General features: G+C 68.1%; 16 protein-coding genes and 1 pseudogene. 9 read left to right on the top strand and 8 right to left on the bottom strand.

Going from position 1 to position 20,220, the window contains the following annotated elements:
* The first annotated feature begins 26 nt into the window (after nt 1-26).
* From C5E41_RS26165 to C5E41_RS26155, 3 genes are all read left to right on the top strand, one after another.
* A complete protein-coding gene (locus C5E41_RS26165; protein ID WP_104378410.1) occupies nt 27-875 on the top strand; it encodes a PPK2 family polyphosphate kinase in 849 nt (282 codons plus the stop codon).
* Between the two features lie 244 nt (nt 876-1,119).
* Nucleotides 1,120-1,905 (top strand): DsbA family protein, encoded by a 786-nt coding sequence (locus C5E41_RS26160; RefSeq protein WP_258081262.1) that lies wholly within the window; start codon nt 1,120-1,122, stop codon nt 1,903-1,905.
* A complete protein-coding gene (locus tag C5E41_RS26155) occupies nt 1,902-2,468 on the top strand; it encodes a vitamin K epoxide reductase family protein (RefSeq protein WP_104378408.1) in 567 nt (188 codons plus the stop codon). Before C5E41_RS26160 ends, C5E41_RS26155 begins: the two co-directional genes overlap by 4 nt.
* On the opposite strand, the gene C5E41_RS26150 is transcribed toward C5E41_RS26155, so the two are convergent.
* Nucleotides 2,469-3,581, bottom strand: a complete 1,113-nt coding sequence (locus tag C5E41_RS26150) for a S1C family serine protease (RefSeq protein WP_104378407.1) — start codon at nt 3,579-3,581, stop codon at nt 2,469-2,471.
* Nucleotides 3,582-3,663: 82 nt separating this feature from the next.
* Nucleotides 3,664-4,395, bottom strand: a complete 732-nt coding sequence (locus tag C5E41_RS26145; RefSeq protein WP_104378462.1) for a ZIP family metal transporter — start codon at nt 4,393-4,395, stop codon at nt 3,664-3,666.
* A 297-nt stretch (nt 4,396-4,692) separates the two neighbouring features.
* Here C5E41_RS26145 and C5E41_RS26140 point away from each other — a divergent pair, with 297 nt between their 5' ends.
* On the top strand, nt 4,693-5,745 hold the full coding sequence (locus tag C5E41_RS26140) for an NAD(P)-dependent alcohol dehydrogenase (RefSeq protein ID WP_104378406.1): 1,053 nt from the start codon (nt 4,693-4,695) through the stop codon (nt 5,743-5,745).
* A gap of 555 nt (nt 5,746-6,300) precedes the next feature.
* On the opposite strand, the pseudogene C5E41_RS36035 reads toward C5E41_RS26140, so the two are convergent.
* A pseudogene (locus C5E41_RS36035) lies at nt 6,301-6,582 on the bottom strand (phthiocerol/phthiodiolone dimycocerosyl transferase family protein); the annotation flags it as partial.
* Between C5E41_RS36035 and C5E41_RS33475 the strand changes: the two are divergent.
* Nucleotides 6,556-6,786 (top strand): hypothetical protein, encoded by a 231-nt coding sequence (locus C5E41_RS33475; protein ID WP_146097699.1) that lies wholly within the window; start codon nt 6,556-6,558, stop codon nt 6,784-6,786. The pseudogene C5E41_RS36035 and the gene C5E41_RS33475 sit on opposite strands and share 27 nt — an antisense overlap.
* A gap of 56 nt (nt 6,787-6,842) precedes the next feature.
* Here C5E41_RS33475 and C5E41_RS26130 read toward each other — a convergent pair whose 3' ends face one another.
* Nucleotides 6,843-7,853 (bottom strand): SMP-30/gluconolactonase/LRE family protein, encoded by a 1,011-nt coding sequence (locus C5E41_RS26130; RefSeq protein WP_181063435.1) that lies wholly within the window; start codon nt 7,851-7,853, stop codon nt 6,843-6,845.
* 454 nt (nt 7,854-8,307) lie between these two features.
* Here C5E41_RS26130 and C5E41_RS26125 point away from each other — a divergent pair, with 454 nt between their 5' ends.
* Both C5E41_RS26125 and C5E41_RS26120 read left to right on the top strand, forming a co-directional pair.
* On the top strand, nt 8,308-9,939 hold the full coding sequence (locus C5E41_RS26125) for a GMC family oxidoreductase (RefSeq protein WP_104378403.1): 1,632 nt from the start codon (nt 8,308-8,310) through the stop codon (nt 9,937-9,939).
* Nucleotides 9,936-11,435, top strand: coding sequence for an aldehyde dehydrogenase family protein (locus tag C5E41_RS26120; protein WP_104378402.1), 1,500 nt, complete (start codon nt 9,936-9,938; stop codon nt 11,433-11,435). The genes C5E41_RS26125 and C5E41_RS26120 overlap by 4 nt, the downstream gene beginning before the upstream one ends.
* Before the next feature lie 73 nt (nt 11,436-11,508).
* Here the strand turns inward: C5E41_RS26120 and C5E41_RS26115 are convergent, their stop codons facing one another.
* From C5E41_RS26115 to aceA, 4 genes are all read right to left on the bottom strand, one after another.
* Nucleotides 11,509-11,706 (bottom strand): antitoxin, encoded by a 198-nt coding sequence (locus C5E41_RS26115; protein ID WP_051757293.1) that lies wholly within the window; start codon nt 11,704-11,706, stop codon nt 11,509-11,511.
* Between the two features lie 173 nt (nt 11,707-11,879).
* Nucleotides 11,880-14,207, bottom strand: a complete 2,328-nt coding sequence (metE, locus tag C5E41_RS26110; RefSeq protein WP_104378401.1) for a 5-methyltetrahydropteroyltriglutamate--homocysteine S-methyltransferase — start codon at nt 14,205-14,207, stop codon at nt 11,880-11,882.
* A gap of 338 nt (nt 14,208-14,545) precedes the next feature.
* A complete protein-coding gene (locus C5E41_RS26105) occupies nt 14,546-15,418 on the bottom strand; it encodes a 3-hydroxybutyryl-CoA dehydrogenase (RefSeq protein WP_104378400.1) in 873 nt (290 codons plus the stop codon).
* Nucleotides 15,419-15,673: 255 nt separating this feature from the next.
* Nucleotides 15,674-16,966 carry an isocitrate lyase gene (gene aceA, locus C5E41_RS26100; protein WP_104378399.1) on the bottom strand — a complete coding sequence of 431 codons (1,293 nt, stop codon included), beginning with the start codon at nt 16,964-16,966 and terminating at the stop codon, nt 15,674-15,676.
* Between the two features lie 503 nt (nt 16,967-17,469).
* Between aceA and C5E41_RS26095 the strand changes: the two genes are divergently transcribed.
* Nucleotides 17,470-18,615 carry an alpha/beta hydrolase gene (locus C5E41_RS26095; protein ID WP_104378398.1) on the top strand — a complete coding sequence of 382 codons (1,146 nt, stop codon included), beginning with the start codon at nt 17,470-17,472 and terminating at the stop codon, nt 18,613-18,615.
* 201 nt (nt 18,616-18,816) lie between these two features.
* The gene (locus C5E41_RS26090; RefSeq protein WP_104378461.1) at nt 18,817-19,818 is read left to right on the top strand and encodes an XdhC family protein; all 1,002 of its coding nucleotides are present in this window, start codon (nt 18,817-18,819) and stop codon (nt 19,816-19,818) included.
* The last annotated feature ends 402 nt before the right edge of the window (nt 19,819-20,220 follow it).

Raw genomic sequence — 20,220 nt, 5'->3', positions numbered from 1 at the left:
CGGGCTGCCGACCATACTCGACGGTTATGGCGAAATCTCCGTGGACCGAACCTGCCACCACCGCGTTGCGAGCCGCCGGGGTCCGGCTCGATTCCTACGACCTATCCGCGACGCCCGGATTCACCGGCGACAAGAAACTCGGCGAGCAATTGCTGCCCGAACGCGGCCGGGTGCTGTCGGAGCTGCAGGAGATGCTGTTCGCGAACGGCCGCTCGGGTGACCACCGCAACCTGCTGCTCATCCTGCAGGGTATGGACACCGCGGGGAAGGGCGGCGTGGTGCGGCACGTGATCGGCATGGTCGACCCGCAGGGGGTGCGCCATGCCGCCTTCGGAGTTCCCACCGAGGAGGAACGCCGGCACCACTATCTGTGGCGAATCCGCCACCGGCTGCCGGCCGGCGGTCAGATCGGTGTCTTCGACCGCTCGCATTACGAGGACGTCCTCGTGGTGCGGGTGCAGAACCTGGTGCCGCGCGCGGAATGGGAGCCGCGCTACGACGAGATCAATCGGTTCGAACAAGAAATCACCGAAGCGGGCACGACGATCGTCAAGGTCGCGATGTTCGTCTCGCTGGAGGAACAGAAGCGCCGGCTCGGCGAACGGCTGGAACGCTCGGACAAATACTGGAAGTACGACCCGAGCGATGTCGACGACCGCGCCCTCTGGCCCGAATATCAGCAGGCCTATCAGGACGTACTGAGCCGCACCGATACCGACCACGCGCCGTGGTACGTCGTTCCCGCCGACCGGAAGTGGTTCGCCCGGCTGGCCGTCACCGAACTGCTCATCGATGCGCTGGGCGGTCTGAAGCTGAGCTGGCCCGCCCCGCAGTTCGACATCGATGCCGAGAAGGCGCGGCTCGCCGCGAGCTGATCGGCACGGCTCGATCGACGCCCGATCCGCACGGAGACGCCGGTCACCACCGCGAAAATTTCGGCCCGAATCTCGGCGATCTCTCAGGTTGAGAGGGAATCATGTGGTGCCGAGTGCGCCCTGTGCGGCCGCCCGCCGGCGATGCGGCACCGCGACGGCGCGGCGGACGGCCCGTACGATCGCAGGCGGCGCCCGGCCGCACAACACCGAGTCGCACACAGACACGTAACACAGGAAAGGCGTGGTGAACTCCGAGGTGAGCAAGAATCCGCGTGGGAAGAACTCGCTGACGGCGGTGCGAGGCGGAGATCGCAGCCGCACGATCCTGATTCAGGTGGGTGTCGCGGCCGTGCTGATCGCGCTCATTGCGGCCATCGGCATCAGCATCGCCGTCAAACAGTCCAACAAGAACGACACCGGGCCGGTGCCCTCGGTCACCGCGCAGCCGGCCTCGCCCGACGCGGTCACCGGCTCGATCACCGACCAGGGCGAGATCAAGATCGGCAAGCCCGGCGCCAAGGTCGACATTCGCGTCGTCGCCGACCTGCAGTGCCCGGCCTGCAAGATGTTCGAGACCGCCAACGCCAAGGCCATCGAGGATGCGGTGAACGCCGGCACGGCCAGCGTGCGCTACAACATCATCGCCTTCCTGGACCAGTCCTCGGGCGGCACCCGCTACTCCTCGCGCGCGGCCAACGCCGCCTACTGCGTCGCCGGCTCCGACCCGACCAAGTTCCTGCCGTGGCTGACCACCATGTACGACCAGCAGCCCCCGGAGGGCGGCACCGGCCTGCCCGACGAGAAGCTGGTGCAGATCGCCCAGGCCGCCGGATACACCGATCCGGCCGTGGCCGAGTGCATCACTTCGGACAAGTACGACAAGTACGTGCAGAAGACCACCAAAGACGTGCTCAACAGCGGCATCAAGTCCACGCCGACGGTGTATGTGAACGGTAAGCAGATCACCGGCTCGCAGCAGCTGATGCAGCCCGACGGTCTGCGCCCGGTGATCGAGGCCGCGGCCAAGTGATCACCGTCCGGCCCCGCCCCGCGTGGCTGCTCCTGCTCGGCACCCTGCTGGGCTGGCTGGCCGCGGTGACGTTGACGATCGAAGACTTCAAACTGCTGAAGGATCCGTCCTATCGGCCGTCGTGCAGTATCAACCCGATCCTGTCCTGTGGTTCGGTGATGGCGACCCATCAGGCGTCGGTGTTCGGATTCCCGAATCCGATCATCGGCGTGAGCGGATTCTCCGTAGCGGTCACCATCGCGGTGCTCGCCGTCGCCGGTGTGGCCCTGCCGCGCTGGTTCTGGGGCGGGCTGTGGATCGGCCTGATCGCCGGGATGGGCTTCATCTTCTGGCTGATCTTCCAGAGCCTCTACCGCATCGGCGCGCTGTGCCCGTACTGCATGGTGGTGTGGACGTTCACGCCGGTCTGCCTGGCGGTGGTCACCGACCAGCTGTGGGGTGGAGCCCGTGGCATCCTCGGGATCATCGCGCAGTGGCGGTGGACGATCGTGGTGGTCTACTACGCGATCGTGCTGCTGCTGGTCTTCCTGCGCTTCCAGGACTACTGGCTCTCGCTGTTCTGATCAGTTGGGCGGGCCGGCGACCAGGGTCACCGCGAGCATGCGGTGCGTGCCGTCCGGCTCGACCACATCCAGCCGGATCACCTCGTCCGGCCGACGCATGTTGAGCGCTGCCTTGAGGGTCTGGGCCGAGGTGACCGGTGTGTCGTCGACCGCGACGATCACCTCGCCGGAATTCACCCCGGCCGTGAAGGCCGGCAGCCCGTAGATCGCCACGTCCACGCGGGCACCGGTGGGTTTGGCATCGGACGTCAGTACGCCGAGAGTCGCGGTCGGGCCGATGTGGACCGTATCGGTCGGAATACCGGTGCGGATCTGGCGCACCACGCCTAACGCCCGATCGATGGGCACCGCGTATCCGCTGGCCCGCCCCTCGGAGCGGGCAAGCTCTCCCGATGCGGCCGTCACCACGCCGATCACCGCGCCGGACCGGTCGACCAGTGCGCCGCCGGACTGGCCCGAGACCACCGGCGCGGCCACCTCGATCATCCCGATCAGCGCCTTCCGCGACAGATCGGCGGCATCGCGCGCCACGATCGAGGCATCGAGGGCGGTGATCGTGCCCGGTGTCGCGGTCGGTGACCCCGTTCCGCCCGCATTGCCGATCGCCATCGTCTGGTCGCCGACCCGGACCCCGGCCGAACTGCCGATGCGGGCCACCGACAGCGCCGTCGCGCCGGTCAGCGACAGCAGGGCGATATCGGCATCGGAGTCGTAGCCGAGCACCGTCGCCGGATAGTGCCCGCCGTTGCCGAGATCGCCGACGGTGATGGTCTCCGCCCCTTTCACCACGTGATGACTGGTGAGAATCTCCCCGTCCGGACTGAGCACGATGCCCGAGCCGGCCGCGCCCATCCCGCTCGGCCGGATCGAGACATTGATATTCACCAATTCGGGTTCGACTGCCGAAGCCACTGCCGCGGGATCCATCGGCGGCACAGGCGGGCCCGACAACGCCGACGTGGCGTGGCCCCCCGGTAACGCCCAGTGCGGGAGATCCCCGCGATAGCCCAGAAATGCCGCGCCGACCAGGGCCATGACGAGCACGAAGACGACCGCCGACAGCCACCCGCTGCGGGCCGGACGCGATTGCCGGCCCTGATGCTGCTCGTCCATCGCCGCTCCCGATTCTGCATGCCCGGGGTGGGCTGGCGGAGTTTGTGCTTTTATGTGTATCAAATCGGCGGGACGGCCGGTATCAGTCCTGCAATGCCGCCACCGCGAACATCAGCGCGGCGCCCGCGATCGTGCAGAACAGCACGGTGCGCGACGGTCGACCCGAATGCGCTTCCGGCAGAATGTCACTCGTCGCCAGATACAGCAGGAATCCGGCGAAATATCCCAGATACAAGCCCGCGACATCGGCGGGCACCCGGACCACGGTGCCGATGATCGCGCCCGCGACCGGCGCCAGCGCATCCAGGAACAGCAGGGTCAGCGCCCGCCGCCGCGCATTGCCGTACAGCGTCGGGATGGTGAAGGCGTTGAATCCGTCGGCGAAATCGTGCGAGATCACCGCGATCGCGACCGAGATGCCCAGCGCCGTCCCGGCCTGGAACCCGACGCCGATACTCAGGCCGTCGAGCATGCTGTGGAAGATCAACCCGCCGGTGGCGACCAGTCCGACAGCGGCGAAGTCGTGGGTGTGGCGGCCGAAATCCTGTTCGTGGCCGACGTGGATCGCCATCTCGCGTTCGATGATGTGAATGGTGAAGAAGCCGATCACCGCCGCCACCAGCACGCCGGGCACACCCGCGACGACCTGGCCGGATTCGGCCAGGGCATCCGGAATCAGGTCGAAGGCGACCACGCCGAGCATGATTCCGGCGGCCAGCCCGAGGATCAGCCGCTTGCGTTCACCGATGCGCGCGGCGACCAACCCGCCTGCCAGCGTCGAACACATCGATATCAACGCCAGCAGGATCGCCACCGGATCAGCATCCGATATCGGCGCGAGCCCGCCGAGCACATCCGACCGGCGGGTCGCCGGAGGCGTCAGGGCAGCCTGCCTCCTACGGTCGCGTCGCTCCGGGTGCTGTATCCATGGCCCCCTGCGCGGCTCCCTCCGTGGTTACGCGCACTGCCTCCTACGGTCGCGTCGCTCCGGGTGCTGTATCCATGGCCCCCTGCGCGGCTCCCTCCGTGGTTACGCGCACTGCCTCCTACGGTCGCGTCGCTCCGGGTGCTGTAGTTGCGTACGCAACCATGCGGGGGTAGGCATGAACGCATGATCACAGCTGCCGCGTATTCCGTTTCCGCGCCCGACGGCCGGTTCACCAAAACAACTATCGAGCGCCGCGCACTCGGCCCGCACGACGTGCTGATCGACATCATGTACGCCGGCATCTGCCACTCCGACATCCACCTCGCCCGCAACGAGTGGCACGGCACCAAGTACCCCTGCGTCCCGGGCCACGAGATCGCCGGTCTGGTCGCCGCGGTCGGTTCCGAGGTGACCAAGTTCGCGGTGGGCGACCGGGTGGGCGTCGGCTGCTTGGTCGATTCGTGCGGGCAGTGTGCGCCGTGCCTGGCCGGGGAGCAGCAGTACTGCGTCCGCGGCGCCACCTCGACCTACAACGGCACCGTCCCCGAGGAGGTCCAGGCCGGCGGTTACACCCTGGGCGGGTACTCGACCCAGGTCGTGGTGACCGACGGCTTCGTGGTGTCCATTCCGGAGGGCATCGGACTCGATGAGGCCGCACCGCTGCTGTGCGCCGGCATCACCCTGTATTCACCGCTGCGTCATTGGAACGCGGGCCCCGGCAAGCAGGTCGCGATCATCGGCATGGGTGGTTTGGGCCATGTCGGTGTGAAGCTCGCCGCCGCGATGGGCGCCGAGGTCACGGTGCTGAGCCATTCGCTGAGCAAAGAGGACGACGGCCGGCGTTTCGGCGCGCATCACTACTACGCCACCTCCGACCGCCAGATCTTCCGCGATCTGCGCAACCGGTTCGACCTGATTATCAACACCGTGTCCGCCGATCTGCCGATCGACACCTATATGCGCCTGTTGAACCTCGACGGCACCATGGTGATACTCGGGCTGCCCGACCAGCCCCTCGCGGTGCATCCGTTCACCCTCACCGGCAACCGCCGGTCGCTGGCCGGCTCGGCTATCGGCGGTATCCCGCAAACCCAGGAAATGCTGAACTTCTGCGCCGAACACGGCATCGGCGCGGAAATCGAGGTCATCTCCGCCGACCGCATCGATGCGGCCTACGAGCGCGTGGTCGCCAGCGATGTGCGGTACCGGTTCGTCATCGACGCCGCCACCATGTGAATGTCGAGGCGACGCCGGCGTCCGCGCGCTCGGCGTCGTCACCGCAGGGCGAAGCCGTGCCGTCGCCGGACGGCGGTACCGATCCGTCCGCCGATGTCGCAATCGAGCCGTCGGCGGATGGCCCCGCTCGGTCGCCGGACAACGCTGCCGCGCGGCCTGCGGTGCGATGCAACAACTCCGCAAGATTGCGGCGCACTCTCCCATGTGGGCGCGGCTGTGATCGTTGGTGTCGTATTCCACCTGCACCGTCAGCCGCTCCCCCAGGGTGAACGCGGTCAGCTTGGGTGGCATCCCGGGCCCCATGGCGAGCAGAGTGTCACGCACCAGCCGCACCCCCTCGGGGACGATATGGTCCGGCAACCGCCCGATGTTCGACCGCGCGATACTGGGCTGTCCGCGAGCATCCGGGCGGTGGCCTCGTCGCGAATGTATCTGCCCGCCAAGGCCAGACGCGCGGGGTCGCGGCGCTCCAGGGCCGCGCGGACGTCGGCGTGCACCACCCTGCCCAGTTCGAACGGAGCGGCGGATTCGGCCACCGCCAGTAGCGCGTCCCAGCCGGAGGCGCGTGTCCCAGCCGGAGGCGCAGTTGAGCACCGTCTCGTCGGGCAGCCACGGATCCAACGCGGCCCGCATATCGGCGGCATAGCCGCAGACCATCGGCAGTGCGCCGACGCCGCCCAGTTCGGCCCGGACCGCGGCCAGCGCACAGCCGCTCAGCAAGGCGTTGACCCCGATCCCGGCCGAGCGCGCCGCGGCGGCGAAGGCCGCGGTCACCTCCGGTTCCAGCTCGATCCGCTCGGATCCGGCGAGGTGAAGGCCGACATCACGACCGAACAGCGCGAGGGGAAAGTGGCGCTGACTCGAATGTTGTTGCCCGACAGAGATATCGAGGACATCGAGGACGACGACGGCGGCCCGATCGGCGTGCTGCTCTGGACGCTACTCGACGGTCTGCTCGTCCAGCGGCTACTGGACCCGAAGTCCGCCCCCTCGGCCGAGCAGCTCGTCGCCGGTCTGCGCACCCTCGCCCCGATGCTGTAGCCGCCGGTCCGGGCGTGGCCCGCATCCGGTCATCCGCGCACAGGCGCCGACGAACCTCACCCGCCGAGGACCACGCGAAGCACAGTCCCCGTTCCCGTGGTGACCAGCAGCGCGCGATCGTCGGTTGGGGTTTTCGAGACCGAGGTGGCCGGCACGCCCAGGTCGGCGACCGTGCAGACCCCGCCGGCGTCCGGGTCGACGCGGACCACGCGACCGGTCGTGGTCGCGACGTACAGCATCCCGTCCGGACCCACGGTGAGATCGTCGGGCAGGGCGGTCAGCGGGAGCGCCCCGACGGTGACCGAGGCCACGGTCGTCTGCGCCTGCGGAGCGTCGACGGGAATGCGGACGATGCGGCCGTCGAGGCTCTGATAGAGCGTCGCGTAGAGCGAATCACCCTGTAGCACAATGCCGTTCACCCCGGATGCGGCCGCACGCGCGGTCCAGTCGGCGTCGACGGAGCCGCCGGGCCGCACCTTCACCACTCCGTGCGCCGTATCGGCGACGTACAGATTGCCCGCGCCGTCGAAGGTCGCGCCGTTGGCCATGCCGAGACCGGAAACGTAGACCTGCGGCGCCGGATGGCCGGCGCCGGGATCGAACCGCACGACGCCGGAGGAATGCGCGCCGGGCAGCAGTCCGGTCGACGAGTCACCGAAGACCACGTACAGCGCACCGTCGGGGCCGAGCCGGATCGCACCGGGCGCATCCACCGGCACCTCCGCGGTCACGTGCCCGCCGGAGTCGTAGCGCTGCACCACATTTCGGAAGACGCGAGATACCCAGAGGTTGCCTTCCCCGTCGTAGCCGAGGTTCTCCGCGAAATCCAGCAGCGGGGCCGGGGCGGGCAGCAACTGTTCCACGGACGAGGCCGGGCAGCCGGGCGTCTCGGCACGAACCGGAGCGAGCGCGGCCGGAAGAGCGGCCGCAACGCCGACCCACACTGTCGCGAGAACGCCCACACTCGCGACATGCCCGACGCCGACCGGCCCGTGCGCACCGCCCCGGTCGCGCCGAGAGAGCCGTCGCCGGCCACGGCGCGCACCCCATGGGAACGAACCACCCATCACGGTCCTCCTGCCGTTCGCCGCCATACCCACGCGCCCGCAGTCGCGCCGGGCATCGACGCATCCGGGCCGGTTCGCGGGTCCGGCCGAATCCTACGTGTCGTGGTCCGGACACGCCCGGGCTCGCGCACACCGAGAACACCCCGCTCAGGAGTCGGCCGCAGCACGGCGGAACAGGTCGCGGGCGCCCGCCACGCGGCCGTCAGACGCCCGTACGACGGGTAATCGCCTGTGCGCCTTGGTATTCGGCGGCGAAATCGCACCGCGTACGCGCCCCGTCCGGACCCACCGGCCCCGGCCCCGATTCGCTACCTCCGAACTCCGCTCCCGACCGCCGCACACAGCGTAAGGTCGACCCTGGAACCGGGTCCGGGACCGCCACTGCCGCTATAACCGCAGGTCGTCCCCCGCCGGATCCGTGTCGGTGTTCGGCAACCGTGCTGGAGGTCCTCGCGTGCCCGACCGTGAATCGTTCGACTACATCATCATCGGAGCCGGGAGCGCGGGCTGCGTCCTCGCCCATCGCCTCACCGAGGATCCACAGGTCTCGGTCCTGCTGCTGGAGGCCGGTCCCGAAGACCGGGCCGACGAGATCGCGATGCCGGCGGCGTGGGGGAAATTGATTCGCACCCAATGGGATTGGCGCTACGAGACCACACCGCAGAAACATCTCGGCGGCCGGCGCGCGTACTGGCCGCGGATGAAGGCGCTGGGTGGATGCTCATCGATGAACGCGATGATCTTCATCCGCGGCAACCGTGCCGACTACGACGGCTGGCGCCGCGACTTCGGTGCGGTCGGCTGGAGCTACGAGGACGTCCTGCCCTACTTCCTGCGGTCGGAGACCAACACCGGCCTGCGTTCGCCGTATCACGGCACCGACGGCCCGCTGCACGTCGAGAACCGCCGCTACACCCATGAACTGACCGACGCCTGGATCGCCGCGGCCGCCGCCGCGGGCATTCCCCGCACCGACGATTTCAACGGCGCGACGCAGGAGGGCGTGGGTCGGTACCAGGTCACCCATCGCAACGGCCGCCGCTGGTCCACCGCCGACGGCTATCTGCGCCCGGCGCTGGACCGGCCGAATCTGACCGTGCGGACCGAGGCGCACGCCACCGCGCTGGTGCTCGCCGGGACCCGCGCGGCCGGCGTGACCTATCGCCGCCACGGCAGCGAGCACACCGTGCATGCCGAGGCCGAGGTGCTGCTGTCCGGCGGCACGATCAACTCGCCGCAGCTGCTCATCCTCTCCGGTATCGGGCCCGCGGCGCATCTGCGCGAACTGGGCATCGACGTGGCGGTGGACCTGCCCGGTGTCGGCGAGAATCTGCACGACCACCCGGTGACCCCGATCCTGTGGCGCACCCGCGGCGTCTCCGATCTCGCCGATTTCGAGACCCTGTTCCGGCTCGTCCAGTGGCAGGCCCTCGGCCGTGGGCCGCTGACCTCCAATGTCGGCGAGGGCGGCGGATTCGTGCGCACCCGGGAGGGGCTCGAAGGTCCCGACATCCAGTACCATGTCGCGCCGACGGCGTTCTACGACAACGGCTTTCACGAGAACATCGCGCCCATGTTCACCGCCGGACCGACGCTGGTCGAGGTGCACAGCCGCGGCCGGCTGCGGTTGCGGTCGGCCGATCCGCGGTGGAAGCCGGAGATCGATCCAGCCTACTTCGCCGACCCACGCGATGCGGATGCCCTGCTCGCGGGCTGCCGGCAACTGCTCGAGATCGCGCGGCAGCAGCCGCTGGCCCCGCTCCTCGATCGCTCCTACCTGCCCGAACGCGCCGACCAGATCGACGAGGACGGCTGGCGGGCCCACATCGCGCGCTGGACCCAGACGCTGTTCCACCCGGTCGGCACGTGCGCGATGGGCACCGGCGATGCCGCGGTGGTCGACCCCGAACTGCGCGTCCACGGTGTCAGCGGACTGCGCGTAGTCGACGCCTCGGTGATGCCCCGCGTGGTCCGCGGCAACACCAACGCGCCGACCATCATGATCGGCGAGAAGGCGGCCGATCTGATCCGCGGCCGCACCCCGTCGTCCACCACCGGCGCCGCTACGAAGGAGGCCACTCGATGACGACCGTGAACGAGATCGGTGAGATCGACACGCACGCCACCTTCGATGTGCACGATCCCGGCACCGGCGAGGTGGTGGGCACCTACCCCATCCACACCGAAGCCGATATCGAGGCGGCGGTGGCCCGGGCCCGCACCGCATACGAGTGGTGGTCGGGCCTCGACTACGCCGAACGGGCCAGGTGCCTGGCCGGATTCGCGGGACTGCTGGCCCGGCGGATGCGACAGCTGGCCGCGGTGATGCACGACGAGACCGGTAAGCCGTATTCCGATGCCGCGCTCGAGGTGGCGCTCAGTCTCGACCATCTGACGTGGGCGGGCCGCAACGCTCCGAAGGTGTTGGGCCGCAAGAGCGCTCGGGTGGGACTGCTCACGATCAATCAGGCGGCCTCGGTGGAGTACAAGCCGCTCGGCGTCATCGGCGTGATCGGCCCCTGGAACTATCCGGTGTTCACGCCACTGGGTTCCATCGTGTACGCGCTGGCGGCGGGCAATGCCGTGGTGTTCAAACCCAGCGAATACTCCCCCGGTGTCGGCCGCTGGCTGGTCGACATGTTCGCCGAGGTCGTGCCGGAACAGCCGGTGCTGCAACTGATCACGGGCGAGGGGGCGACCGGTGCGGCGCTGTGCCGATCGGGCGTGGACAAGATCGCCTTCACCGGCTCCACGGCGACGGCCAAGAAGGTGATGGCCGCCTGCGCCGAGAACCTCACGCCGTTGGTCGCCGAATGCGGCGGCAAGGATGTGCTCCTCGTCGACGCCGACGCCGATCTGAACGCCGCGGCCGACGCCGCGCTGTGGGCCGGAATGGCCAATGCCGGCCAGTCCTGTATCGGCACCGAGCGGGTCTACGTCCACGAGCGCGTCTACGACACCTTCGTCGACACCTTGGTGACGAAGGCGAAACAGCAACGGGCGGGCAATGATCCGGGCGCCAAGATCGGCCCTATCACGATGCCGAAGCAGCTCGACGTGATCCGCCGCCACATCGAGGACGCCGTCGCGCGCGGCGGCCGGGCCCTGACCGGCGGCATCGACACCATCGTCGGGCAGGTGGTGCAGCCGACCGTGCTGGTCGACGTGCCCGAGGACGCCCCGGCCGTGACCGAGGAAACCTTCGGGCCCACCCTGACGGTCGCGAAGGTGCCCGATATGGACACCGCGATCACTCGCGCCAACGACAGCCGCTACGGCCTGTCCGCCGCGGTGTACTCGAAGGCGCGCGGACGGGAACTGGCCGATCGGCTGCGCACCGGAATGGTCAGCGTCAACGCGGTTTTCACCTTCCCGCAAATTCCGTCGCTGCCCTTCGGCGGTGTCGGCGACTCCGGCTTCGGCCGCATCCACGGCCCCGACGGACTGCGTGAATTCACCTACGCCCACGCCGTCGCGCGGCAGCGCTTTCCCTCGCTGCTCGCCCTGACGACCTTCGACCGCACGCAGAAGGCCGACGACACCATGGCGACTCTGATGGCGCTGCTGTTCGGCCGGCACTGATTCGCACAGCACGAAGGCCACGTCCGGCGCGGAGCCGGACGTGGCCTTCGCCCGTATACCACCTGTGCGTGGTCTACTTCTCGGTCTGCTCGTGCAGCGCCTTCTTCGCGGCTTGCTGCGCGGCGTCGACCTGCTTTTCGAACTTGCCGCCGGTCTGCTTGTCGACCAGATCGCCGACCTTGTCGATCACCGGGTCGAGCTTGTCGGCATTCTTGGCCGCCAGGTCGGCCGCCTTACCGGCGGCATCCTTGAGCTGGTCGAACATACCCATGAGCGGTTCTCCTGATCTCGAAACAGTATTCGTAGGCTAACGCACTCGGGGCGAGCGAATCCTCGGCAACAGCTGTGAATTTCGCCCGGCTCCGGCCGCGAAGGACCGGCACGGACGCACAACGCCCGGGCGGCGGACCACCCGGGCGATGCGGATAGCTCAGCGGAGCAGACCTATTCGGCCGCTTCCGCCCGGCGGCGCACCCGGCGAGCCGCGGCGACCATATTGCGCAGCGACGGGTCCAACTGCCAGTAATGGCGCGTCTTCAAACCGCCGTCCGGATTCGCCCACAGCCGTTGCGGCGTCACGGCTTCGGCTGCGGCGGTGAGCAATTCGTCGATCTCGTCGATATCCGGAATGCGCGCCGAACGGCTCTCGTACACACCGGGACCCACGCCGTGGCTCAGACCGTGACCTTCCTCGACATCCTCGGCCAGCGCCTTGAGCACCCATTCCAGCGAGCGGGTAGCGACGATGGCGGTGACATCGGCGTCGAGTTCCTCGATGGCACGGACGATTTCGGAGCGGGCCGAATAGGCGATGTGGGTATGGATCTGGGTGTCGGGCCGCACCCCGGAGGTCGCCAGCCGGAACGCGTTGACCGCCCAGCGCAGATATTCGGTGCGCCCGTCCGGTCGCAGCGGCAGCAGTTCCCGGACCGCCGGTTCGTCGACCTGGATGATCGCCACGCCGGCCTTCTCGAGATCGGCCAGTTCGTCGCGGATCGCGAGCGCCACCTGATCGGCGGTCTCGTACAGCGGCTGGTCCTGGCGCACGAACGAGCGGGCCACCATCGTCACCGGACCGGTCACGATGCCCTTCACCGGCTTGTCGGTGAGCGACTGCGCGTAGGTGATCCACTCCACCGACATCGGCTTCGGCCGCGACACGTCGCCGTAGATGATCGGCGGCCGCACACACCGCGAGCCGTATACCTGTACCCAGCCGAAGTGAGTGGTCGCGAAACCGTCGAGCAGTTCGGCGAAGTACTGGACCATGTCGTTGCGTTCGTGCTCACCGTGCACGAACACGTCGAGGCCGATGTCCTCCTGCAGGCGGATGGTCGACTCGATCTCGGCCTCGATCCGCTTGCGGTACTCCTCGTAGGACAACCGGCCTTCGCCCAGGTCGTAGCGGGCCTGGCGCACCGCATCGGTCTGCGGGAAGGAGCCGAGCGTGGTCGCCGGAACCAGCGGCAGATTCAGCCGCTCCCGTTGCGCCTTCGCGCGCACCTCGTACGGTTCGCGCTCGCGCATCTGCGGCGTGACGGCGTAAACCCGTTGCCGCACAGCGTGTTTCTGCTTGAAATGCACCGACGTCGGCCGCTTCGCCCACTTCGCCGCGGTCTCGCCCCCTTCGCCGCCCCGATGCGCTTCGGTCAATGCCTTCGCCAGCGAAACAACCTCGAGCACTTTCTGTTTCGCGAATGCGAGGCGATCGGCGACATTGCCCTCGATGTCGTATTCGACCAGCAGGTCGTAGGGCACGTGCAGCAGCGTGGTACCGGTGGACACGACGAGATCCGGGCACACCTTCGACAACGCGTTGAGGTATTCGAGGGTGACCAGCCGGTCGGCACGCCAGACGTTGGTGCCACTGATCACGCCGGCGTAGAGCCGCTTGCGCCGGATTCCGGGAATCTCGGCGAGTTCCTCGGGCCGGGTGCGGTGACTGGCCAAGTCGAGCCCGATCGCCTCCACCGCGGTACCCGCCAGAATCCGCACGGCCTCACCGAAATCGCCGTACTGGCCGGTGACGAGGATGCGGGGACGCAGCGCTGCGGTCGACAGTCGCTGGTAGGCACGCTCGAACGCGGCCAGTTCCTCCGGAGTGCGCTCACTGGTGAAGCACGGCTCGTCGAACTGCACACAGGTGGAACCGCGCTTGGCCAGAATCTCGAGCAGCTGTTCGTAGACCGGCAGCAGCTTGTCCAGCAGGGTCAGCTTGTCGAATTCGGTCTCGCCCGGCACCTGTCCGGCCTTCGACAGCAACAGCAGCGACAGCGGGCCCAGCACCACCGGCCGCAGTTCGATGCCGCGGTCCATCGCCCGATCCCACTCCTCCAGCAAAGCCTCGGGATGCAGCGAGAATTCGGTATCGGCGTCGAGTTCGGGCTGCCGGTAGTGGTAGTTGGTGCCGAACAGGCGGACCAGCTCCAACGGCGGCAGATCCGGTCGGCCGCGCGCCATCAGGAAGTAGAAGTCGAGCGGGTGCAACTCCTCGCGATACGGCTCGAACCGCTTCGGCACCGCGCCGAACAGCAGCGCGTTGTCGAGAATGTGGTCGTAGAAGGAGAAGGTGTTACCGGGTACCTGGGTCAGTCCGGTCGCGGCCAGCTCGGAGAACTGGGTGTCCTGGATATCGCGCCCCACCGCGAGCAACTCCGCACGCGAGAGGGTGCCGTGCCAGTAGGACTCCAGTGCACGCTTGAGCTCCCGGTGCGGACCGATCCGCGGGTAACCCAGGATGCTCGATCCGAAACCGTCGGTGACGTTGACCATGAGCGGGACTCCCTTTCGAGCTGCGGTCGAGGACCTGTCTGCAGCGTATGCCCGGTAACGGTGAATACCCGCCGACCAGGCGGTGGGTACTAGCTGGTGTGGATGAAGTTGGGAACAGTCCGGGGCGCTGCGATGCCGGGCCTTCGCATCGCCACCACGTGCACCGGGTGAACCGCGCCGCGACGCCTCCCGGCGTTTGCGCACCGGCGACCGAATCGGCGCCTACGACCCACCCGCCCCGGCCGGAGCGAATCCGGCGAGCGAGCCCCTGGTCCACAGACCGGGCAAAGGCTCTGCCGCAGCATCCGAGCCGGCTGCTCCTCGGCCCGTTCTACCGCTTACCCCCGGTTGTACTGGTAGAAGCCCGCACCCGTCTTCTTACCGAGCAGTCCGGCCTCGACCATGCGCATCAGCAGCGGCGGCGCCGAGTAGAGCGGCTCCTTGAATTCGGCGTACATGGAGTCGGCGATCGACTTCACCGTGTCGAGGCCCACCAGGTCGGTCAGGGCGAGCGGGCCCATGGGGTGGGCGCAGCCGAGCACCATCGCCTTGTCGACGTCTTCTTTGGTGGCGAAACCGGATTCGACCATGCGGATGGCCGAGAGCAGGTACGGCACGAGCAGCGCGTTGACGACGAAGCCGGAGCGGTCGGCGGAGCGCACGACCTGCTTGCCGAGGACGTCAGCCGCGAAGGCTTCGGCGCGCGCGGAAACGGCTTCGCTGGTCTTGAGGGTGGTCACGAGTTCGACGAGCGGCAGCACCGGCACGGGGTTGAAGAAGTGCATGCCCACGACCCGCTCGGGGTTGTTGGTGGCGACGGCGATCTTCATGATCGGAATCGAGGAGGTGTTGGAGGCCAGCACGGCGTCGGGGTCGGTGACCACCTTGTCGAGTTCGCTGAAGATCGCGGTCTTGACGTCTTCGCTCTCCACGACGGCCTCGACGACCAACTGCCGGTCGGCGAAGTCACCGAGGTCGGAGGTGAACCGCAACCGCCAGGCGGCCTGTTCACGCTCGCGCTCGGTGATCTTGCCGCTGCTCACACCGCGATCCAGCGATCGCAGGATGCGGGCGCGGCCGGCGGCGGCCAGTTCCCGGGTCTGTTCGAACACGAGCACATCGATATGCGCCCGAGCGCAGACCTCGGCGATTCCGGCGCCCATCTGTCCAGCGCCGATGACTCCGACGCGTTGAATCTTCTCGCTGCTCACTGCGGTTCCGCCTCTCCGGGTTTTTTGCGGGCGGCTAAGTGCCGCGGTAGTCGTGCATCCGTTGTGTTACGTCGGGTGCCAAACCGGTTGTGGGTGGTGTGCTATCGGAAAAGCCCTCCCCGCCGGGGCTGTTCGGACGGGAAGGGCTTCGGACACTCGTTGCAGGAGCGCCCATCTCGGGTGGTGGGAACCGGCGGCGACAGCTGCCGCCGCCGGTTCACACCACCGCCGCCCGCGAAGGGCGACTGGGATATCTCAGTGGAACTGGCCCTCTTCGGTGGAGCCCTTCAGGGCCGCCGTCGAGGTGTTCGGGTCCACGGTGGTGGCGATGGTGTCGAAGTAGCCGGCACCGACCTCACGCTGGTGCTTGATGGCGGTGAAGCCACGCTCGGCGGCGGCCTTGAACTCGCGCTCCTGCAGGTCGACGAAGGCGGTCATACCCTCGCGGGCGTAGCCGTAGGCCAGGTCGAAGGCCGCGTAGTTGAGCGAGTGGAAGCCCGCCAGGGTGATGAACTGGAACTTGAAGCCCATCGCCGCCAGCTCGCGCTGGAACTTCGCGATGGTGGCGTCGTCCAGGTGCGCCTTCCAATTGAACGACGGCGAGCAGTTGTAGGCCAGCAGCTGGTCCGGGAACTCGGACTTGACGCCCTCGGCGAACTTGCGGGCGACCTCGAGGTCCGGAATACCGGTCTCCATCCAGATCAGGTCGGAGTAGGGGGCGTAGGCCTTGGCACGCGCGATGCAGGGCTCGATGCCGTTCTTGACGTGGTAGAAGCCCTCGGCGGTGCGCTCACCGGTGATGAACGGACGGTCGCGCTCGTCGACGTCGGAGGTGATCAGGGTCGCGGCCTCGGCATCGGTGCGGGCGATGACGACGGTCGGGACGTCGGCGACGTCGGCGGCCAGACGAGCCGAGGTCAGGGTGCGGATGTGCTGCTGGGTGGGGATCAGCACCTTGCCACCGAGGTGGCCGCACTTCTTCTCCGACGCCAGCTGGTCCTCCCAGTGGGTACCGGCGGCACCCGCGGCGATCATGGCCTTCTGCAGCTCGTAGACGTTCAGCGCGCCACCGAAGCCGGCCTCACCGTCGGCGACGATCGGCACGACCCAGTTGTCGACCGAGGTGTCGCCCTCGACCTTGGCGATCTCGTCGGCGCGCAGCAGCGCGTTGTTGATGCGGCGCACGACCGACGGCACCGAGTTGGCCGGGTACAGCGACTGGTCGGGGTAGGTGTGGCCGGACAGGTTCGCGTCACCGGCGACCTGCCAACCGGACAGGTAGATGGCCTTCAGGCCGGCACGCACGGCCTGCACGGCCTGGTTACCGGTCAGAGCGCCGAGCGAGTGGATGTACTCGCCTTCGGCGTTGACGCCCTCCCACAGCAGCTCCGCACCCCGGCGGGCAAGCGTGTGCTCTTCGACGACATTGCCCTGCAGCTGCACGACCTGCTCGGCCGTGTACTCGCGGGTGATGCCCTTCCAGCGCGGGTTGGTGTCCCAGTCCTTCTGGATCTCCGCAGCGGTCTTCGGGGTGCCGACGTTCGACATCTGATGACTCCACTTCTTCGTTCGGTCTCGGTTGCCCCGCTCGCCGAACATCCGCGCCGACTACGGGTCGCGATGTCCAAACTCTGCTGGAGCGGCAATTTGCAGGGTTGCTATGCCCATCGGGTGTACTTCCACACGATGGCACAACTAAAAATTGCCGTCTACCTGTTGCAAGTGTGAATCTCCGCTAGCTTTGCGGGGGCCTTTGCTAAGTCTGCAAAATTTGCCTATTGATTGCGCGCCCCAGTTCTACTGGCGAGTAGGCCTGACATGCGGTTTTACGTAACGCCCGTACTGTTTCAGCGAGCCGTACCACCGCGGCGATTCGGGAGCACGCATTGCCGACTGTGATGACCTTCACAAGCGCGGGCGGCTGCCCTCGGTGCGCGTCGCGTCACTCCCAGCTCCGCACGATTCGGACATACCGCGGCGGCTCGGCCGAGCGGCTGCGACACTGATCGTCGTGCCCCGGGGGTCGGCACCGGAACCCGGAAAGGAACACGATGCGCAAACTGTGGACCGCGGTCGCGGGCGTCGCCTGCTCCCTGGCACTGGTCACGACGGCCGCCGTGATCGAGGCGCCCGGCGCGGCGGCAGATACGCCGGCGGTGCAATCGGTGGAGCCGCTGGCCGCGGCGGCGACGCTGCCCGGATCCGTGGATTCCCAGCGCATTCTCTATACGACGAGCACGGTCGGGAACCAGCCGACGGTCGCGAGCGCCGCGGTGTACTTTCCGCCGGACCCGGCCCCGGCCGGCGGCTGGCCGGTCGTCGCCTGGGCGCACGGCACGGTCGGACTCGGTGACAGTTGCGCCTACAGCATCGCCGGCCCCGGCGACGTGGATCGGGACTGGGCGTATCTGGGTACCTGGCTGAAGCAGGGCTACGCGATCGTGGCCGCCGATTACGCCGGCCTCGGCACTCCCGGTGATCACCCGTATCTCAACGGCGTCGTCGAAGCGCACAACGTGGTCGACGCCGTGCGGGCGGCCGTCGGCCACTATTCGCAGCTGTCGCACAGATGGGTCGTGGTCGGCCAGTCGCAGGGTGGCGGCGCGGCGATGTTCACCGCGCGCTACGCGACGGAGTTCGGCGGTCCCGACCTCGATTACCGGGGTGGCGTCGGCACCGGCGTACCGGCCTATATCGAGGACATCCTGATGCCGCTGGGCCCGGGCATCCCGCCGGTGAAGCTGAGCCCGCACACCACCGGATACGTTCTTTACATCCTCAACGGCCTGCGCACCACATTCCCGGAGCTCGGCATCGAATCCTTCCTGACCGATTCCGGCCGGAACTGGCTCGACCGCGCGAAGGACGAATGTCTCACACCCCTCGGGGACGATCTGGCCGCCGCAGGCGTGGTGATCGGCGATCTGTTCACCCGCCCGTTGGCGCAGATTCCGAATCTGCACGGTTTGCTGGCCGGCTACCTGGGCTTGCCCGAAACCGGTTACGACAAGCCGGTTTTCATGGGCCAGGGCCTGCGCGACACCGATGTGATCACCCCGGAGACACTGCGCTACGCGGGGGTTCTGACCGCCAACCGGCAGCCGCTGACTTTCAGGAGCTATCCCACCGATCACAGCGGCACGGTGAACGCCTCTCTGGTCGATTCGTTGCCGTTCGTTCGCGGCCTGTTCGCCTGACAGTACAACTCGGTCGGTTATTCGGCTGTGCTATGTCACAACCGGATTCCCGCGCCGATCGGTGCCCGCCGGGGAATTCCCATCACCGACACGACGCCGCGCACGGAAGCGGTTATCGTGGCCCTCACGTGTGACGATCTGGCGACGGGCCGCGACGACCGGCGGGCCCGCCCACTCGCGCACGCTGATCGGGAGCATGTGATGCGTGACATCGTCGAGGACCTGCTACGGGTCTGGCATAGCGGCCGCACGGGCGGCCTGGCAACCCTGGTCCGCACCTTCGGAAGCTCCCCCTTACCGGTGGGCTCGGCGATGCTCGTCGACCCCGACGGCGGTGTGCACGGATCGGTCTCCGACGGCTGCTACGAGGCAGCCGTCTACGAGACCGCGGTGGAGGCCGCGCGCACCGGCCACCGGGAGCTGCGGCGCTTCGACGCGACCTCCGGGTTCGAGGTGAGCGCGGACTGCGGAACCATCGACGTGTTCGTAGAACCGTTCTCCCGCAACCACTTTCCGGAATTCGCCGCGGTGGCCGGTGATATCGCGCGGCACAAGCCGGTCACGGTGTTCACCGTCGTGTGGCACAACGACCCGGAGGTGATCGGCCAGCATCTGGTCACCGACCGCCGGCACAACACCGAGCTGGTGTCGCTGCCGGAATCGGATGTGTTCGTCTCCTCCCACACCGCGCCGCCGCGACTGATCATCTTCGGCGCGAACACCTTCGCCGCCGCGTTGACGACCCAGGTCCGGCTGCTCGGCTACCGGGTCACCATCTGCGATCCGCGCGAGGCCTTCGCCGTGCCCGCCTCGTTCCCGGGCGCGGAGGTGGTGGTGGACTGGCCGCACCGCTATCTCAACGCCCAGTCCGGCGCCGGGGCCATCGACCGCACCACCGCGATCGTCGCCGCGACCCAGGACCCGAAATTCGAGATTCCCCTGCTCACAGTCGCGCTGCGACTACCCGAGCTGGGTTATCTGGGCGCGCTCGGCTCGCATTCGGCGCACGACCATCGGCTCGAGGCATTACAGGCCGGCGGATTCGGCGCCGACACGCTCGCCCGGTTGCACGCGCCGGCGGGCTTCGACGTCGGCGCCCGCACCCCGATGGAACATGCCGTGGCGATCGCCGCCGAACTGCTCGCGGTCCGGTCCGCGGGTTCGAGCCGGACTCCGGCACACGCCACCGCCGCCGCCTCCTGATCGGCCCGGTCGGCGACCTCAGGATTCGAACCAGTCTCGGGCCGAACGTCGCAGCAGCAACCCGGCGACCAGCACGGAGACCACGGGCCCGAGCCAGCCGGGCGGGCGGCCCACGACGATCGAGGGCACCGTCCACAGTGCGTTGAGCACCGCGAGCAGGACCGCACTGATCCGGATGCTCGCGCCGACGGCGCCGAAGGCCAGGGCTACCGCGCCCAATATCCAGCTCGCGACGAACGACAGCCCGGTGATCAGTGCGATATGCGAGCCGGACAGCCAGCCCGCGGTGACCGTGCAGCCGACGCCGACCACGGCCAGGCCGAGCGCGAGGACCTGTGCCGCGCGAACCGTGAAGGGCATCTCGGGGATCGATACGTCGCTGTCTCTTATACACATCTGACG

The sequence above is a fragment of the Nocardia nova genome (genome assembly GCF_002933465.1).
GTDB lineage: Bacteria > Actinomycetota > Actinomycetes > Mycobacteriales > Mycobacteriaceae > Nocardia > Nocardia nova_B.
This window is presented reverse-complemented; position numbering and strand designations above follow the sequence as displayed.

Excerpts from the sequence above, each read along its gene's own strand:
- C5E41_RS26120 (WP_104378402.1), top strand. The coding sequence starts at position 9,936 with ATGACGACCGTGAACGAGATCGGTGAGATCGACACGCACGCCACCTTC.
- C5E41_RS26150 (WP_104378407.1), bottom strand. The coding sequence starts at position 3,581 with ATGGACGAGCAGCATCAGGGCCGGCAATCGCGTCCGGCCCGCAGCGGG.
- C5E41_RS26130 (WP_181063435.1), bottom strand. The coding sequence starts at position 7,853 with ATGGGTGGTTCGTTCCCATGGGGTGCGCGCCGTGGCCGGCGACGGCTC.
- C5E41_RS26165 (WP_104378410.1), top strand. The coding sequence starts at position 27 with ATGGCGAAATCTCCGTGGACCGAACCTGCCACCACCGCGTTGCGAGCC.
- aceA (WP_104378399.1), bottom strand. The coding sequence starts at position 16,966 with ATGTCGAACGTCGGCACCCCGAAGACCGCTGCGGAGATCCAGAAGGAC.
- C5E41_RS26090 (WP_104378461.1), top strand. The coding sequence starts at position 18,817 with ATGCGTGACATCGTCGAGGACCTGCTACGGGTCTGGCATAGCGGCCGC.
- C5E41_RS26140 (WP_104378406.1), top strand. The coding sequence starts at position 4,693 with ATGATCACAGCTGCCGCGTATTCCGTTTCCGCGCCCGACGGCCGGTTC.
- metE (WP_104378401.1), bottom strand. The coding sequence starts at position 14,207 with ATGGTCAACGTCACCGACGGTTTCGGATCGAGCATCCTGGGTTACCCG.
- C5E41_RS26115 (WP_051757293.1), bottom strand. The coding sequence starts at position 11,706 with ATGGGTATGTTCGACCAGCTCAAGGATGCCGCCGGTAAGGCGGCCGAC.
- C5E41_RS26095 (WP_104378398.1), top strand. The coding sequence starts at position 17,470 with ATGCGCAAACTGTGGACCGCGGTCGCGGGCGTCGCCTGCTCCCTGGCA.